The organism is Stenotrophomonas indicatrix (genome assembly GCF_002750975.1).
Taxonomy (GTDB): domain Bacteria; phylum Pseudomonadota; class Gammaproteobacteria; order Xanthomonadales; family Xanthomonadaceae; genus Stenotrophomonas; species Stenotrophomonas indicatrix.
Window position 1 is genome coordinate 153,404 of record NZ_PEJS01000002.1, and the last position, 16,862, is coordinate 170,265.

Annotated in this window: 11 protein-coding genes; 5 read left to right on the top strand and 6 right to left on the bottom strand. The window is 68.5% G+C overall.

Going from position 1 to position 16,862, the window contains the following annotated elements:
- Nucleotides 1–150: 150 nt before the first annotated feature.
- The gene (locus CR918_RS19685) at nt 151–1,020 is read right to left on the bottom strand and encodes a methylglyoxal synthase (protein ID WP_099844558.1); all 870 of its coding nucleotides are present in this window, start codon (nt 1,018–1,020) and stop codon (nt 151–153) included.
- 162 nt (nt 1,021–1,182) lie between these two features.
- Here CR918_RS19685 and CR918_RS19690 point away from each other — a divergent pair, with 162 nt between their 5' ends.
- The gene (locus CR918_RS19690) at nt 1,183–3,606 is read left to right on the top strand and encodes a response regulator (RefSeq protein WP_425480222.1); all 2,424 of its coding nucleotides are present in this window, start codon (nt 1,183–1,185) and stop codon (nt 3,604–3,606) included.
- On the opposite strand, the gene CR918_RS19695 is transcribed toward CR918_RS19690, so the two are convergent.
- The 3 genes from CR918_RS19695 to CR918_RS19705 form a co-directional block, all read right to left on the bottom strand.
- The gene (locus CR918_RS19695) at nt 3,592–5,037 is read right to left on the bottom strand and encodes an FAD-dependent oxidoreductase (RefSeq protein ID WP_099844562.1); all 1,446 of its coding nucleotides are present in this window, start codon (nt 5,035–5,037) and stop codon (nt 3,592–3,594) included. The genes CR918_RS19690 and CR918_RS19695 overlap by 15 nt on opposite strands.
- Nucleotides 5,038–5,140: 103 nt before the next feature.
- A complete protein-coding gene (gene gltB / locus CR918_RS19700) occupies nt 5,141–9,595 on the bottom strand; it encodes a glutamate synthase large subunit (RefSeq protein ID WP_099844564.1) in 4,455 nt (1,484 codons plus the stop codon).
- Between the two features lie 357 nt (nt 9,596–9,952).
- Nucleotides 9,953–10,342, bottom strand: coding sequence for an I78 family peptidase inhibitor (locus tag CR918_RS19705; protein WP_025876043.1), 390 nt, complete (start codon nt 10,340–10,342; stop codon nt 9,953–9,955).
- Between the two features lie 116 nt (nt 10,343–10,458).
- Here CR918_RS19705 and CR918_RS19710 point away from each other — a divergent pair, with 116 nt between their 5' ends.
- Nucleotides 10,459–11,520: a DNA topoisomerase IB gene (locus tag CR918_RS19710; RefSeq protein ID WP_032978407.1), complete on the top strand. Its 1,062-nt coding sequence runs from the start codon at nt 10,459–10,461 to the stop codon at nt 11,518–11,520.
- Here the strand turns inward: CR918_RS19710 and CR918_RS19715 are convergent.
- Nucleotides 11,508–11,852, bottom strand: a complete 345-nt coding sequence (locus tag CR918_RS19715) for a putative periplasmic lipoprotein (protein WP_025876040.1) — start codon at nt 11,850–11,852, stop codon at nt 11,508–11,510. The two genes, CR918_RS19710 and CR918_RS19715, sit on opposite strands and share 13 nt — an antisense overlap.
- A 217-nt stretch (nt 11,853–12,069) precedes the next feature.
- On the opposite strand from CR918_RS19715, the gene CR918_RS19720 reads away from it, so the two are divergent.
- Complete coding sequence (locus tag CR918_RS19720; protein ID WP_099844566.1) at nt 12,070–13,197, top strand: SDR family oxidoreductase; 1,128 nt, start codon at nt 12,070–12,072, stop codon at nt 13,195–13,197.
- Here CR918_RS19720 and CR918_RS19725 read toward each other — a convergent pair.
- Nucleotides 13,194–14,273: a serine hydrolase domain-containing protein gene (locus CR918_RS19725; protein WP_099844568.1), complete on the bottom strand. Its 1,080-nt coding sequence runs from the start codon at nt 14,271–14,273 to the stop codon at nt 13,194–13,196. The two genes, CR918_RS19720 and CR918_RS19725, sit on opposite strands and share 4 nt — an antisense overlap.
- 229 nt (nt 14,274–14,502) lie before the next feature.
- On the opposite strand from CR918_RS19725, the gene CR918_RS19730 reads away from it, so the two are divergent.
- Both CR918_RS19730 and CR918_RS19735 read left to right on the top strand, forming a co-directional pair.
- Nucleotides 14,503–14,889 carry a BlaI/MecI/CopY family transcriptional regulator gene (locus CR918_RS19730; RefSeq protein WP_025876036.1) on the top strand — a complete coding sequence of 129 codons (387 nt, stop codon included), beginning with the start codon at nt 14,503–14,505 and terminating at the stop codon, nt 14,887–14,889.
- Between the two features lie 3 nt (nt 14,890–14,892).
- Nucleotides 14,893–16,836: a M56 family metallopeptidase gene (locus tag CR918_RS19735; RefSeq protein WP_059063112.1), complete on the top strand. Its 1,944-nt coding sequence runs from the start codon at nt 14,893–14,895 to the stop codon at nt 16,834–16,836.
- Nucleotides 16,837–16,862: the final 26 nt, after the last annotated feature.

A 16,862-nucleotide genomic window follows, 5' to 3' on the forward strand; every position in this document is an offset into this window, starting at 1 on the left:
GGTTGCGCAGGGGCGTGAGCCGCATGGATGCGGCGACCGAGCTTACATGGACGTACTTGCAGCGACCCCTGCGCAATCCACCCCGCCCGGCCAAGCACGGCTTTTGATCTGAACGGCCACCACGAGCGGCTCAGCCGTTGGCCGCAAACCTCATCGACCCGCGCGCAAGGCCGCCGCCTCCGCCCACCGCGCCGCCACGCGCGGTGCAGTGATGCATACCGCCTGATCGGTCACCGTGGTCACCGCCCGTTCCAGCAGCTGGATGTCCGCTTCGTGCTGGCGCGCCACGTGCGGATCCTCGAAGAAGATTGCGCGCTGGCAACGGCCTTCCAGCACGCGGTCGGCAATCTGCGCATCGCCACCCATCGGCCCGCTCTGGTAGCGCGTCACCCACGCCGCATCCGCTGGCCAGCCGCGGCTCCAGGCCAGCTCGTTCAAGCGCTGGCCGGTGGTACCGGTGGCGACGCGTTCGCCGAAGCGCGCCAGTACGTCGAAGTGTTCATCGGCGAACGCCAGCATCGCCGGCTTCATCGCATCGTGCGCGATCAACGCCAGCGTCTGCCCTTCGAATGCATGCAGGTCGTTGGCGCCTGTATCGGCAGCCAGGCCAGCATGGATGCGCTCCACCTCGATCCAGTCGCGGGCGGTGGCCACGGTGGAAATGAAAGGCTTGCCGTGGATCACGCACTGGCGCTTGAGCGCGGTCGCCTCGGGGAAAACCGAGGAAGGGTCCACCGGATCCATCAGATAGACCGCACCGTCCAGCGTACGCTCGGCGCCCATGCCCACCACTTCGGCCACCAGTTTCATCAAGCCGCCGTCGCGACCGTAGGGATAGCGCTGCAGGCCGTCGTAACCGGCAAGGAAGCCGTTGCGCTGGATCGCGTCGTGGGTGCGGCCGACCGCACACAGTGTCACGCCCAGTTCGCGCAGCCCGGGTTCGCTGGCGCGCAGCCAGCGGAACAGTGCCGCGCGCGCGTCGTGGTGATGGAGACGGTTGGCGGCCAGGCCGATGCGCATCGAAAGCTCCGGGATCGGTAGAAGCGGCAGTGTATGTCGCTATTGGCGGTTTCGGAGGGTTTTACAAATTTCCTCATTGTTGCTGGCAGGGGCGTCGCTAGCGTGGCAGGAGCCGCACCGCGATGCGGCCATGCCCCTGCCTGCGACATGAGGATGTCCACCGTGAATGTCGCTGGCCCTTTGGCCCGCATCGCCGCCCTGTCGCTGTTGTCGGCGCCGGCCTGGGCCGGACAGTGCGAAGGCCCCATCCTGCTTGCCTATCCCGCTGACCGTGCGCCGTTGTCGTCCAGTCAGGACGACACGCCACAGGGGCTGGTGGCCGCCTACCTGGCGCTGCTGCAGGAGCAGGTGCCCACGCTGCGCGCCACACCGGTCGCGGCGACGACGCTGGCCGCTGCCGCGCTGCCTGCAGGAACCCACGCCTTGCTCGGCTGGCCGCGCGCGCAGACGCCGAAAGGCTGGGTGGCCAGCGTGCCCTACCTGCAGGTGCCGCAGGTGATCGTGCGACGCCCCGACGCGCTGCCGATCCACGGCCTGGACGGACTGCACGGTCGCGGCGTGGCCAGCCTCGACACCGTGCCGCTTGCCAGGGTGCTGGAGGAGTCGGGCGCGCATGTGCCGCTGCTGCAGGTGGCGGCGTTGGACAAGGCGCTGCAGCTGCTGATCAGCGGCCAGATCGATGCAGTGGTGGGCAACCTGGTGGAAGTGGAAGCGGCGCTGCGCGATCAGCCTGGCGGCGCGCTGGACGTGGCGGCGCCGGCCGGCTTCAGCGACGCACTGGTATTGGCGGCGCTGCCGGCGTGCGCGCACCTGGTGGATCGCTTCAACCAACTGCAGGCAGGCATGACGGAGGAGCAGCGCGAGGCATTGCGGGCCCATTGGGTCTCGACATCCCCTCGCCGCGGCCACGTGCCGCCGGTGTCGCCCCTGCGCGGCTTGATCGCGGTGCTGCTGATGCTGCTGACAATGGGCCTGGTGCATGCATTCGGTTACTGGCGACTGCACCGCGAAGGCCTGCGCAGGCAGGCGCTGGAGCAGCGGCTGCAGGAAGTCACCGCCAACCTGCCGGCGGTGGTGTACCAGGCGCGGCGCAGCAGCACCGGCGAGTACAGCGTTCCCCACATTGCCGGCGATGTGCATGCCCTGTTCGGGATCAGCGTAGATACCGCGCGGGTCGACCATGGAAGCCTGCTGGCAGCAGTCCCTCCGCAGGACCGCCGCTCGGTGCTGGCCTGCGTTGATGCCGCCGCGCTGGTGCGCGGGCCCATCGACATCACCTTCCGCACGCGCGGCCCCAACGGCTGGCGCTGGGTACGTTCGCACGGGCGCCCGATCGCCTGCAGCGACAGCGGCGTGGAATGGAGCGGATACTGGATGGATGTCACCGAGGCGCGCGCACGTACGCAGGCACTGAACGATGCGCGGCGTGATGCTGAGCAGGATGCTGCCGCCAAGAGCCATTTCCTGGCCACCATGAGCCACGAGATCCGCACGCCGATGAGCACCATGCTGGGAATGCTGGAGCGCTTCGGCAGCGGCGCGCTGGATGCGCGCCAGCGCCAGGTACTGGCGACCATCGATGATGCCGCGCAGATGCTGCGGCAGATCCTTGATGACGTCCTGCACAGCCAACGCCTGCAGTCCGGCCCACAACCACCGCAGTGCCTGCCCACCGACCTGGCCGGGCTGCTGCGTGCGGTGCAGCGCCTGCTGGTGCCGGTGGCAGCAAGCAAAGGGCTGCATCTGCGCTGCGAGGTGGATCCTGCGCTGCAGCGTGGATCGTTGGCCGATGCGCTGCGCCTGCGCCAGATCCTGTTCAACTTGGCGGGCAATGCGCTGAAATTCACCCTGCACGGTGGGGTGGACCTGCAGGTGCGGGTGCTGCAGCAGCGCGAACGTGGCCAGCAGCTGCGCCTGCAGGTGACCGATACCGGTGTGGGCATCAGCCGGGAGCGCCAGCGGGCGGTATTTGCAGCATTTACCCAGGCCGACGCCTCCACCACCCGGCGCTTCGGTGGCAGCGGCCTGGGCCTGGCGATCTGCCGGGACCTGGCGGCATCGATGGGCGGGCAACTGCAGCTGTGCAGTACGCCGGGCGCGGGCACCACGGTGTGGCTGGACCTGTACCTGCCGGCCTGCGAGGCGCCATCGGTGGAGCATCGTGATGATGCGGCTGGCCTGCACGAATTGCCGCCGGTACGGGTACTGGTTGCCGAAGACCATCCCACCAACCTGCAGCTGCTGGTGCGACAGCTGCGGGAGATGGGCCTGCAGGTGCATGCCGCAGCCAATGGCGAGCAGGCCTGGCAGGCGTGGCAGACGCAACGGTTCGCGCTGGTCATTACCGACTGCCACATGCCGGGCATGGACGGCTTTGCCCTGGCCCGCGCGATCCGCGCCGATCCTCGTGCCGACGCGGCAAGGGTGCCGATCATCGCGTTGACCGCCAGCGTGCTCGACAGTACCCGCCAGGCCTGCCTCGACGCTGGCATCGACCATTTCATCGCCAAGCCGGTCGACCGCCAGGCACTGCATGCCACCCTGGCCGCAGTGCTGATGCCGCTCGATCTGTCAGTGCGCCAGTAGCCGGGCGATGCTGGCGGCGGCGTCGCGACCTTCGGCCACGGCGGTCACCACCAGGTCGGCACCGCGCACTGCGTCACCCCCTGCGAACAGACGGGGATGTGCGGTCTGGAAGGGCAGCTTGCCCTTGCCTCCGGCGAGGATGCGGCCGTTGGCCTGGCCCTCCACGCCATGCTCGGCCAGCCACGACGGCACGCTGGGCGAGAAACCGAACGCGATGATCACCACGTCCGCTTCCAGCAGCGACTCGCTGCCCTCGATCTGTACCGCGTTCTGGCGGCCGTTGGCATCGGGTTCGCCCAGGCGCGTCTCGATGACGGTGACGCCGATCACTTCGTCATCGGCGCCGGCTTCGATCGACAGCGGCTGGCGGTTGAACAGGAAGCGCACGCCTTCCTCGCGCGCGTTGGCCACTTCGCGCGCGCTGCCCGGCATGTTGGCTTCGTCGCGGCGGTAGGCACAGGTGACCTTGGCCGCGCCCAGTCGCACCGCGCTGCGCACGCAGTCCATGCCAGTGTCGCCACCGCCGAGGACCACCACGCGCTTGCCATTGAGGTCGGGCAGGGCGATCTGGTCTTCCCAGCCGGCGATCGGGCGGCCCTGCGGATCATCGCCGCCGACGATGCGGCTGTTCTGCACCAGGAACGGCAATGCCGGCAGCACGCCCTTCAGGTCCTGGCCGTCGAGGCCACCATCGGTGTAGCGGTAGGCGCCGGTACCGACGAACACCGCATCATGCGTGTCCAGCAGCAGCTGCAGGCTGATGTCGCGGCCGATCTCCACGCCGAGGCGGAACTGCACGCCCATGCCTTCAAGCACGTCGCGACGACGACGGATCACGTCCTTGTCCAGCTTGAAACTGGGGATGCCGAACTGCAGCAGGCCACCGACCTGTTCGTAACGGTCGTAGACCACCGCGGTGATGCCGGCATGCGCCAGGCGGTCGGCACAGGCCAGCCCCGCGGGACCGGCACCGATCACCGCCACCGTGTGGCCGGTGGGCTGCACCGCCGTCATGTCCGGCCGCCAGCCGGTAGCCAGCGCGGTATCGACGATGTACTTCTCCACCGCACCGATGGTGACCGCACCAAACTCTTCCAGCGTGCAGCTGCCCTCGCACAGGCGATCCTGCGGGCACACCCGGCCGCACACTTCCGGCAACGGGTTGGTGCTGTGGCACAGCGTGGCTGCTTCGTGGATGCGGTTTTCCTGCACCAGCTGCAGCCATTGCGGAATGGCGTTGTGCACCGGGCACTTCCAGCTGCAGTACGGGTTGCCACAGTCCAGGCAGCGACCGGCCTGGTACTGCGCATCCTCCTTGCCGAACTTTCCGTACAGCTCACCCCAGTCGCCGGAGGTGCGCAGTTCAACCGGGATGCGCTGCGGCATGGTCCGGGGCAGGTCGAGGAACTGGAAGGCGTGCTTGCGGCTCATGGCGGACTCTGTGGATTTCCGGATGCCGGCCAGCGGCCGGCACTACAGCGGTGGGGAAGCCGGTGCGCCCAGTGCATGCGGCGCATCCGTCACGTGCGGTGTGTCACGCCGCGCGGCGCAGGGTTTCGGTCAGCGACTCGATGCTGGCGGCCTTGGGTTTGACCAGCCAGAACTTGCCGATGTAATCGCGGAACTCGTCCATGATCTGCTGCGCCCAGATGCTGCCGGTCAGTTCGCGATGACGGCCGATCAGGCGGTGCAGGTGCTGGCGGTAGTTCTCGAACCCTTCGGCGGAGACCCGATGGATGTCGATCAGCTCGTGGTTGTAGCGGTCGACGAAATCGCGGTCCACGTCCAGCACGTAGGCCAGGCCACCGGTGAAGCCGGCGCCGAAGTTGAGGCCGACCTTGCCCAGCACCAGTACTACGCCGTCGGTCATGTACTCACAGCAGTGATCGCCTGCACCTTCCACTACCGCCAGTGCGCCGGAGTTGCGCACGGCGAATCGTTCACCGGCACGGCCAGCGGCGAACAGCTCGCCACCGGTTGCGCCATACAGGCAGGTGTTGCCGATGATCGCGGTACTGCGTGCCTCGAAGCGTGCGCCACGCGGCGGACGCACCACCAGGCGGCCACCGGCCATGCCCTTGCCGACGTAGTCGTTGGCTTCACCTTCCACTTCCAGATGCAGGCCGCCGACGTTGAAGGCGCCGAAGCTCTGCCCGGCGCTGCCGCGGAAGCGCAGTTCCAGCGGCGATTCGGCCATGCCCTGGTTGCCGTGCGCGCGCGCCACGGCGCCGGCCAGGCGGGTGCCGATGCTGCGGTCGGTGTTGTGGATCAGGAAGCGATGCTCGCCACCGCGCTTGTGTTCGATGGCCTCGGCCAGCAGGCCGTCCATCTGCGTGGCCAGGCTGTCCGGAGATTCATACAGGCGCTGTGCGGCGCAGTGGCTGCCCGGGTAACTGGCGTCTGCCAGCAGCCGCGACAGGTCCACGCGCACGTCCTCGCGCGGCGAGACCTCAAGCTGGCGCAGCAGGTCGGTGCGGCCGACGATTTCCTGCAGCGAACGTGCGCCCAGTACCGACAGCCAGCCGCGTACTTCCTCGGCCAGCAGGCGGAAGAAGTTCTCCACGCGCTCGGGTTGGCCGGTGAAGTGGTTCTCGCGCAGGCGTTCGTCCTGGGTGGCGACGCCGGTGGCGCAGTTGTTGAGGTGGCAGATGCGCAGGTACTTGCAGCCCAGCACGATCATCGGCGCGGTGCCGAAGCCGAAGCTGTCCGCGCCCAGCAGCGCCGCCTTGACCACATCCAGGCCGGTCTTCAGGCCGCCGTCGGTCTGCAGCAGGGTGCGCCCACGCAGGTCGTTGGCCACCAGCGCCTGGTGCGCCTCGGCGATGCCCAGTTCCCACGGCACGCCGGCGTAGCGGATCGAGCTGACCGGTGAAGCACCGGTACCGCCGTCGTGGCCGGAAATGGTGATCAGGTCCGCACCGGCCTTGACCACGCCCGCCGCGATCGTGCCGACGCCGGCATGGCTGACCAGCTTCACCGACACCAGCGCGGTCGGGTTGACCTGCTTGAGGTCGTAGATCAGCTGCGCCAGGTCTTCGATGGAGTAGATGTCGTGGTGCGGCGGTGGCGAGATCAGGCCGATGCCCGGCCTGGCATAGCGCAGGCGTGCGATCAGTTCATTGACCTTGTGCCCGGGCAGCTGGCCGCCTTCGCCGGGCTTGGCGCCCTGCGCAACCTTGATCTGCAGCACTTCGGCGTTGACCAGGTACTCGGCGGTGACGCCGAAGCGGCCTGAGGCCACCTGCTTGATCTTGCTGCGCTTGTCGGTGCCATAGCGCGCCGGGTCTTCGCCACCTTCGCCGGAATTGCTGCGGCCGCCGAGGCGGTTCATCGCAATGGCCAGCGCTTCATGCGCCTCGGGCGAGAGCGCACCGAGGCTGATCGCGGCGGTATCGAAACGCGGGAACAGATCGCTGGCCGGTGCCACTTCGTCCAGCGGCGTCGGCGTTGCCGCCGGCACCAGCTGCAGCAGATCGCGCAGCGCCGACGGCGGGCGCGCATGCACGGCATCGCAGTACTGCTGCCACGCACGCGGGTCACCGCTGCGCGCTGCGCGCTGCAGGGTGGTCACCACGTCCGGGTTGTACATGTGGTACTCGCCGCCGTGCACGTACTTCAGCAGGCCGCCGACATCCACGCCCTGCTGGGCGTCCCAGGCCTGCGCGCACAGTTCGCGCGCGTCGGCATCCAGGCGCGCGAAGCCGGCGCCACCGATGCGCGACGCGGTATCGGGGAAGCACAGCTCCACGACCTCCGGCTCCAGGCCGATGATCTCGAACAGCTGCGCACCGCGGTAGCTGGCCACGGTACAGATGCCCATCTTCGAGATGATCTTGGACAGGCCCTTGTAGATGCCCTTGCGGTAGCGGCGGCCGATCTGCGACTGCTCACCGCCCTTGCTGAGCTTGAGGATGCCGCGTCGGCCGAGGTCGAACAGGGTCTGGTAGGCCAGGTACGGATACACCGCCGTGGCACCGAAGCCGAGCAGGCAAGCCATGTGGTGCGCGTCGCGCGCGGTGCCGGTTTCCACGATCAGGTTGACGTCGCAGCGCAGGCCCAGCCGTGACAGGTGGTGGTGGATGGCGCTGGTGGCCAGCAGCGCATGCACCATCGGCCTCCCGGCCACCGGGTAGCGGTCGGACAGCAGCAGCATCACCATGCCGTCGCGCGCAGCCTGTTCGGCCTCGACGCAGATGCGTTCGATGCCCGCACGCAGGCCTTCCTCTTCGCTGTAGGACAGGTCGAGCAGGCGGTTGGCCTGCACGTACTGGTCCATCTTCAGCAGCTGGCGCAGCTTGCGCTGGCTCAGCACCGGCGAGTTGAGGATGACGTGGTTCACCGTCTCCGGGCCGGCATGGAAGATGTTGGTCTCCTTGCCGAGCTGGGTGGACAGGGACATCGCGCAGTCTTCGCGCAGCGGGTCGATCGGCGGGTTGGTGACCTGCGCGAAGGCCTGGCGGAAATAGTCGTACAGCGGACGGCTGCGCTGGCTGAGCACGGCCATCGGCGTGTCATCGCCCATCGAGCCGGTGGCTTCCTGCTCGGTCTCGGCCAGCGGCCGCAGCACCTGTTCCACTTCCTCGCTGCTGAGCTGGTACAGCTTGTGGTAGCTGCGCAGGGTGCTTTCGTCGAACGGCTCTTCCACCAGCGACGGGTCGATCAGTTCGGTCTGCAGGTAGGTGACGCCCTGCTGCAACCACTGCTTGTACGGTGCACGCCCGCGGTTGATGCGGTCGATGGCCTCCGAATCGAGCAGGTCACCGCGCTTGAGGTCGATGGCGATCATCTCGCCCGGGCCGAGCTTGCCCTTGCGCACCACGCGCTCGGTCGGTACTTCCCAGACGCCTGCTTCGGAGGCGACCAGGAAGTAGCGATCGGCGGTCAGCATCCAGCGCGCCGGGCGCAGGCCGTTGCGGTCGAGGGTGCACACCGCGTAGCGGCTGTCGCAGGCGACGATGCCGGCCGGGCCGTCCCACGGTTCGCTGTTGAGGCCGTGGAACTCGTAGAACGCAGCCAGGTCCGGGTCCTTGAATTCCAGCGACTGCGTTGCCGGCGGCACCAGGATGCGCAGGGCCTGGATCAGCTCCATGCCGGCGGACACCATCAGTTCCAGCATGTTGTCCAGGCTCTGCGAATCGGAGCCGTGCATGGAGATGACCGGGTCGAACTCGCCGATGTCGAAACGGGGTGTCTTCCACACCTTGCTGCGCGCCTGTGCCCAGCGCCGGTTGCCTTCGATGGTGTTGATCTCGCCGTTGTGGGCGAGCATCCGGAACGGGTGTGCCAGCGGCCAGCGCGGCAGCGTATTGGTGGAGAAGCGCTGGTGGAACACGATGGCGCTGGAGGCCAGTTCGCGCCGCTGCAGGTCCGGGAAGAAGCGGCTGAGCTTGTCCGGCAGCACCATGCCCTTGTAGCTGATCGCGTTGGGGCTGAGCGTGGTGACGTAGTAGTCGGCGTGCGCGCGCAGCTGCTGTTCGCTGCGGCGGCGGGCCAGGAACAGGGCCAGGCCGAAGCCGGCGTCATCCTGACCGACGCCGGCATCGACGAACACCTGCTCGATGCGCGGCAGGGTATCGCGTGCCAGTTGTCCGCAGACGCTGTCGTCGGTCGGTACCTCGCGCCAGCCGGCCACCTTGCAGCCCACCGCTTCGATCTGCTGCTGCAGCTGCGTGCGGCAGGCCTGCGCGGCATCGGCATCGTGCGGCAGGAACACCAGGCCCGCAGTGAAGCGCGCGCCGACGGCGATGCCGGCTTCACTGGCCAGCAGTTTCAGGAAGGCATCGGGGCGGCGCAGCAGCAGGCCACAGCCATCGCCGGTGAGCCCATCGGCGGCGACACCACCACGGTGGGTCATGCGCGAGAGCGCAGCGATGGCGGTATCGACCAGCAGGCGCGAAGGCTGGTCGTCGAGCTGGGCGACCATGCCAAATCCACAGGCATCGCGCTCGGAGCGCGGGTCGTAAAGCCCTTGGCGGTTGCGGGGGGCCATCTCTACCTCGATGCAGATTGAAATGAACGGGGACACTCCTGCCCGCTCTGTAGAGCACGCCCTGTACGTCATGGTGGAGTGTGCCGCGCATGGCGCGGCCCGTCGGGAAGCCGCTTGGCGCACGCCCATACGGCGTTGCTCACCTTGCGCAGGCACTCGCCTGCGCGGCGGCGCGCGCCTTGTCGGGCCGCACGCCAAGTGTCTTCACACTCACCCTGACGCACACGCCGTGCTCTTCCTGGAGCGCATCATGAGGCCACCGGATGCCTCGACTAGATCACAGGTTGCTGCAACGCCGCAATACACGGTTGCAGGCGCAACCAAAGCGCCGGCAAACGCTTGCCGGCGCGGGGTTCCTCAGCCGCAGCGGACGCCGCTTACCACGTCCTTTGCGTCCACTTCGATGTTCAGGCGGTCGCCCAGGAACTCCATCGTGGTGACGTCATTGGGGTGCAGCACGCGCAGCTGCTTGGCCGCGGCATCTTCCTGGGCCTGCTTGCCGAGCGCTTCGGTGTAGGGCTGGCCGACCAGGCTCTGCACCTGGCTGGCATCGCAGTTGCCGACCGGCGGTGCTTCGGTGGCCTTGCCGGCTTCGTCGGCCGGCGCCTTGGCGGCCTCGGCGGCCTGCTGTGCGTGGGCGGTGGCCGAATCCTGCTCATCCAGCGACGGCGCCTGGCAGGCGGTCAGGGCCAGCACGGCCGGCAGCAGCAGGGCGGAGAGGGAACGGGCGCGGATCGGGAACGACATCATGACTCCGGAATGGAAGGGACGGTGAAAGGCCGAGCATAGCGGCGAACCCGCCCTCACGTGTTTGTCTTGCGTTATTGACGTGGCCACGCCGCGCCGATCGGCAGACTGCAGGCATGCCAGCGACCCCCACACCCGAACGCCAGGCCGCGCGCGCCGCCGGTCTGCGCTACGTCGATGACACCCAGCCCGGTTTCAGCCGCGTCCGCGCCGGCAAGGGTTTCTCCTATCGCGATGCCGATGGTCATGCCGTGCGCGATGCCGCCACCCTGCAGCGCATCCGCGCGCTGGCCATTCCACCGGCCTATACCGCCGTGTGGATCTGTGCCCGCGCCGATGGCCACCTGCAGGCCACCGGCCGCGACGCGCGCGGGCGCAAGCAGTACCGCTACCACGCCGACTGGGCTGCCGTTCGCGACGCCGGCAAGTTCGACCGCACCATCGCCTTCGGCCAGGCGTTGCCAGCGCTGCGGCGGCGCCTGGGCCGCGACCTCAAGCGCAGCGGTTTCCCGCGCGAGAAGGTGCTGGCGGTTGTGGTCGCGCTGCTGGCCGACACGCTGGTGCGGGTGGGCAATGAAACCTATGCGCAGGAGAACAAGTCATACGGCCTGACAACGTTGCGCAACCGTCACTTGGACCTGCTTCGGGGTGGCCGGGTGCGCATGCGCTTCCGCGGCAAGTCCGGGCAGTTGCAGGAGGTGGTGGTCGGTGACCGTCGGCTGGGCGCGCTGGTGCGCAGCGTGCAGCAGCTGCCGGGTCAGGCCCTGTTCCAGTACCGCGACGACGCGGGCGAGGTGCAGCCGGTGGATTCGGGCGCGGTGAACGACTACCTGCGCGAGGTGATGGGCGAGGACTTCACCGCCAAGGACTTCCGCACCTGGGGCGGCACGATGGCGGCGGTGCAGGCCTTCGCCGCCACCGAGCTGCCCGAGCCGGCCAGCCAACGCGCGCTGGCCAAGGCGCAACGCGAGGTGGTGTGCCAGGTGGCTGCGCGCTTGGGCAATACGCCAGCGGTATGCCGCAAGGCCTACATCGATCCCTGCGTGTTCGCCGGTTGGGAACGCGGCGAACTGACCGCACTGGCGGGCCTGCGCGGGCCGCGGCAGTGGGAACAGGCGACACTGAAGGTGCTGCGCCGGGCCCGGCGGCTCAGCCGCAAGGCAGGTCAGCCGCAGTAGATGGCGGTGATGTTGTTGGTGCGGCCGGTTTCGATGGTCAGGCGATCCCCGCCTTCCGTGGCTGCGCCGGCGGCCGGATCGGCAGCGCCGCTGGCGGTGTTGCCGCTGCGCTCGCGGCTGCCGCGGGTTACCTGCACGTGCAGGCTGTCGCTGTCCACGCGCGCACGTTCGATGGTCATGCCCGAAGCGGCCAGGCCGACTGCGCCGCGCACCTTGTCGGTGTGGCACTGGCCTGAAATCACCCCATCGATCGGCTGGACCTGGGCGACCGGGCTGCTGCTGCAGGCGGCGAGAGCGAAGCAGACGGCGGCGGTGGCAATGGCATGTTTCATGGGGGGCGTTCCTCGTGTTGTGGCCTGCAGGGTGCGACGACACGCGTGGTGGCGGAATGAATGCCGTGCACGCGATGGACACAGTTCGCTCACTGTCGCCAACAGCCTGCGTGGAGACACTGCACGAGCGGCGCACGCCGCCCCCGGTACTGCGGCGCACGCGCCCCGGTAGTGCCGGCCGCTGGCCGGCAACCCCCATCCTCCCGAGGAGACCTGCATGGCCACCACCAAGAAGACCCCCGCCCGCCGCAAGGCATCGCCAAAGGTACGCAAAGGCACCCAGGCAGCGCCCGCCGCCGCCGAAGCCACCACGTCCGATCGCCCGCGCGTGGTGAAGACCGCCACCCGCAAGGCCGCCGCTTCCGATCCGCGCGCGGCGCGTGTCGCAGCACGGCAGCGGCGCCTGCAGGACCAGGAAAAAGCGAAGGATGTACGCGTAGCGAAGAAGGCGGCAAAAAAGGCGACCAGGAAGACCACCACCCAGGCTGGCCCGCGCCGTCAGCCGGAGACAATGCCGGCGCAGCAGCTGGCCAAGCCCGGCCACGAGCATGCACTGGAGCTGGCGCCGCGCTTCCTGGCCCCGGACTATGTTGGCAGCGGCAAGCTGCAAGGGATGCGAGCCATCGTCACCGGTGGTGATTCCGGCATCGGCCGGGCGGTGGCGGTACTGTTCGCCCGCGAAGGCGCCGACGTTGCCGTGCTGCATCTGGATGAAGCCAAGGACGCCGAGTTGACGCGTCAGCACGTGGAAAAAGAGGGCGGCCGCTGCGTGGTGATCGCCGGCGACGTGCGCGACCCGCGCTTCTGCAACAAGGTAGTCAAACAGGTGGCCAAGGCGTTTGGTGGCATCGACATCCTGGTCAACAACGCGGCGTTCCAGCTGCACTGCGAGCGCCTGGAAGACCTGGAAGATACGCACCTGCAGGAAACCCTGCAGACCAACATCGGCGGTTACATCCAGATGGCACGCGCAGTGCTGCCACACCTGGGCGAGGGCGCCAGCATCATCAACACCGGCTCGGAAACCGGCCTGTTCGGCAGCAAGGCACTGATCGATTACTCGGCTACCAAGGGCGCGATCCATGCGTTCACCAAGGCGCTGGCCAGCCAGTTGCTGCCGCGCGGCATCCGGGTCAACTGCGTGGCGCCGGGGCCGGTGTGGACGCCGTTGAATCCGGCCGACAAGCAGGCCAAGGATGTGGCCGAGTTCGGCAAGGACAGTGACATGGGGCGGCCGGCACAGCCCGAAGAGCTGTCGCCGGCCTATGTGTTCCTGGCCTCACCGGCCTGCGCCAGCTACATCAGCGGGGTGATCCTGCCGGTGATGGGCGGGCCGCGCGGTTAGCGCGCGGCGGCGCCGCTCTTGGGTGCGGCAGTGTAGAAACCGGCGATGCGCGGTATGAACTGCTGCGGATTGGCGCCGACCAGATTGGTCAGCACGACAACGGCGAGTTCGCGCTCGGGATAGACGATGAAGGCTGAGCGCGCGCCGCCCATGCCACCCACCTGCAGGTCGGGCGCGGTGCTGAACACCGGCCAGCCTGCGGCCCAGTCGCCGGCACTGCCATCATTGAGGCGTTCGGCCGTCCACATCTGCTGCACCGCGCGCTGCTCCAGCAGGCGTCCCTCCTGCAATGCAACCAACCAGCGCGCGGTGTCATCGGCCGTGGTGAGGATGCCGCCGCCGGCCCACAGGCCGGGCGGCATGTCGTAGAACCAGTGCGACAGGCGCGGCGGTGCATCCTTTGCATCGCTGGCGCGTGGCAGGTAGCTGTACATCGTCGCCGCATCCGGGATCAGGTCGTAGCTGTCGCCAAAGGTGGTGCGTGCCATGCGCGCGGTGGAGAACTGGCCGGTGGCCAGGAAGCGTTCGTAGGGCATGCCGGATTGCCGCGCGATGATCCGCGCCAGCAGCAGGTAGTTGGTCTGGTTGTACTGGAAACGCTCGCCGGCCCTGGCCTCTGCCGGCAGCGCGCGGACCGCCTGCCATGCGTCCTGTTCCGAACCCCCACCCAGCAATCCCTCTGCATCGAGGATGTCGGGCAGGCCGGAGGTGTGGGCGAGCAGCTGGCGCACCCGCACTGCCCGCCAGCTTTCGGGCAGGTCGTCGAGATAGCGCGCGATGGGCGCGTCCAGATCCACCCGCCCGTCCTGTGCCAGCTGCGCCAGAGCGACGCCGGTGAAGGATTTGGTGGCCGAGTTGAGCGGGAACCGGGTGCTGCGGGTGGCGACCACACCGTTCTCGACGTTGGCCAGCCCATAGGTTTCCGACAGCACCACCTGGCCATCCTTGACCACCGCGATCTGCAGGCCCGGGATGCGCTGTTCCTGCATGGTCTGGCGGATGAAACGACGGGTCTGGTCGTTGGCCTGGTCCTGGTTGGCGGAGACGGCGGCGAAGGGCAGCAGGCTGATGATCATGAGCAGGGTTCGTAGCGTCTGGCGAGTCATGCGGGTTCCCGGAGGTCGGAAAGATCGGCGGCGATCACGGCTGCCGCAGGCGACAGGCCATGGGTCGGATGCGCGCCCGGCGTAAAAGGTTTAAGCCGGCTGCGCGCGCTACCGTTCGTCGGCCCATGACTTCCGGGGGGTTGACTACAGGTGTCGTCATGGCAACAGTAGCGACACGTGTAGTCAAGGGAGTGTTGTCATGCGTGGCAAGACCATCGGGGACCAGGAACTGGCCCTGCTGCAGTATGTGGATGAGCAGGCACCGGCCAGCGTCGGCGAGGTCGCCAGCGGCTATGGCGAACCGCGCGGACTGGCCCGGTCCACGGTGTTGACGATGATGGAGCGCCTGCGCGCCAAGGGTTACCTGCAGCGCAGGCAGCAGCAGGGTGTCTACCGTTACCAGCCCACCCGTGGCCCGGAGAGCGTGCTGCAGGGCGCCGTTGCCCAGTTCGTCGACAACACGCTGCAGGGCTCGGTGTCGCCATTCGTGGCGTACCTGTCGCAGCGGCAGAAGGTCAGCGACAACGAACTGGCCGAACTGGAAGCGCTGGTGGCCGAACTGCAATCGCGTCGCCAGGAGGACTGAGCCATGGATACCTCGATGTTGATTCCGATGCTGGAACGGCTGGGCTGGACCAGCCTGCAGACCGTGCTGCTGGTGGCGCTGGTGTACCTGCTGTGCCGCGCGCTGCCGGCACTGTCGGCGGCCACCCGTTGCCGGTTGTGGTGGCTGGTGTCGCTGCAGGCGGTGGTCGGTCTGTTGTGGAGCCAACCGCTGCAGCTGGCCTGGTTGCCCGCACCCGATGCGGTGGCCATGACGACCGTGGATCTTGCGGCGGACGCGATATATACGATGGCACCGGAGGCATCGGCGCACCTGCTGGCGAACACGCCGATGGGTGATGTCGGCAGCACCCCGGTGGCCTGGTGGGCGTTGGCCCTGGCCGCGCTGTGGATGTCCGGTGTACTGCTGATGGCGTTGCGGACCTTTGGCGAATGGCGCCGTTGCCGCGCGCTGCTGGCGGCGTCGTATCCGTGCGAGGACCAGGCACTGGTGCAGGCGCTGCAGCTGGCTTCGGATGCGCACGGCCTGCGCCGCGCGCCGCGCCTGTGGATGAGCGACCAGGTGGACGCGCCGCAGTTGGTCGGGCCGTTCCGTCCGGTGCTGCTGCTGCCGGCGGGAATGAACGCGCTGCAGGGCGATGCGCTGGACCTGGCGCTGACCCACGAGCTGCAACACCTGCAGCGTCGTGACCTGCAGTGGGGGCTGCTGCCTGCCTTGGCCCAGCACCTGTTCTTCTTCCATCCGCTGCTGCGCCTGGCCGTGCGCGAATACGCCCAGGCCCGCGAGGAAGCCGTGGATGCGGCGGTGGTCGGCCAGCACGGTGCCAGCCGCCATGCCTATGGCCGGTTGCTGCTGCAGCTGGGTGTGGCGCCGCAGCCACACCTCGGCGTGGCCAGCGCAGCGCCCAGCACCACCAGCCTCAAGCGCCGCCTGCTGTCGCTGCAGTCGCACCGGGCGTGCCCGCGCCTGCTGGCCGTCGGCTTGACGCTGGTTGTATTGGCCGTGGGTGTGGCGCCGATGCGGCTGGTGGCCGCGCCGGTCCCGCCTGCACCGCCGGCACCGCCGCGCGCTGTGCCAGCGCCGCCGCCGCCGCCCGCAGCACCCCCGGCACCGGCAGCGCCGCCTGCCGCAGCGGTACCGGCAGAGCCGGCCGACTGGGCCGAGCCGGCAGAACCCGCCGAGCCTGAGGAACCTGCCGACGTCAATGAAGACGAGGAGCAGGACGCAGGCACCCATGCGCACTCGCAGACCACCATCGTCACCCATGGCCAGCTGGATCTGGGTACGCCGCCACAGCAGGCCTTCGTTCTCGTCGATCACGGCCAGGCGTTCGCCAATGCCGGCATGGACGATGTGATGCAGGCGCGCAGCCGGCTTGGTGACGGCCCAGCCCTGTGGTTCCGCCAGGGCGACAAGCGCTACGTCGTGCGCGATCCGATGCTGATCCAGTCGTTGCAGCGTGCCTATGCCGGCGCCGTCGACCTGAGCCGCCAGCAGAGTGAACTGGGGCGCCAGCAGAGTGTGCTGGGTCGTCAGCAGGGCCAGCTCGGCCGCGAGCAGGGCGAGCTGGGCAGGCTGCAGGGCGAAGAGGCGCGTGAAATCGCCCTCGCAGCCGCACGGGCTGCACGCAGTGCGATCAACGATCGCGACATCAATCGCGAAGCGGCAGCCGAAGCGGCGCGGGCTACACGCGGCGCGGTGGATGATGCGGCGATTGCACGCAAGGCTGCGGCCGAAGCACAGCGCGCATCACAGGTTGCCCGCAACCAGGCGCTGCAGTCCGAGCGTAGCCGCGAGATGAGCCGACTCGCCAGCCAGCAGGCCGCGTTGGGAAGCCAGCAGGCGGCACTGGGCAGTCAACAGGCCGCGTTGGGTGAGCGTCAGGCACGGCTGCAGGCACAGGCAGCGAAGCAGGCAGAGCAGGTCATCGCGCGTGCGCTGGCCAGCGGCAAGGCCGAGCGGCTCTGACAGAGCGGAGCGCCGGGCCATGCCCG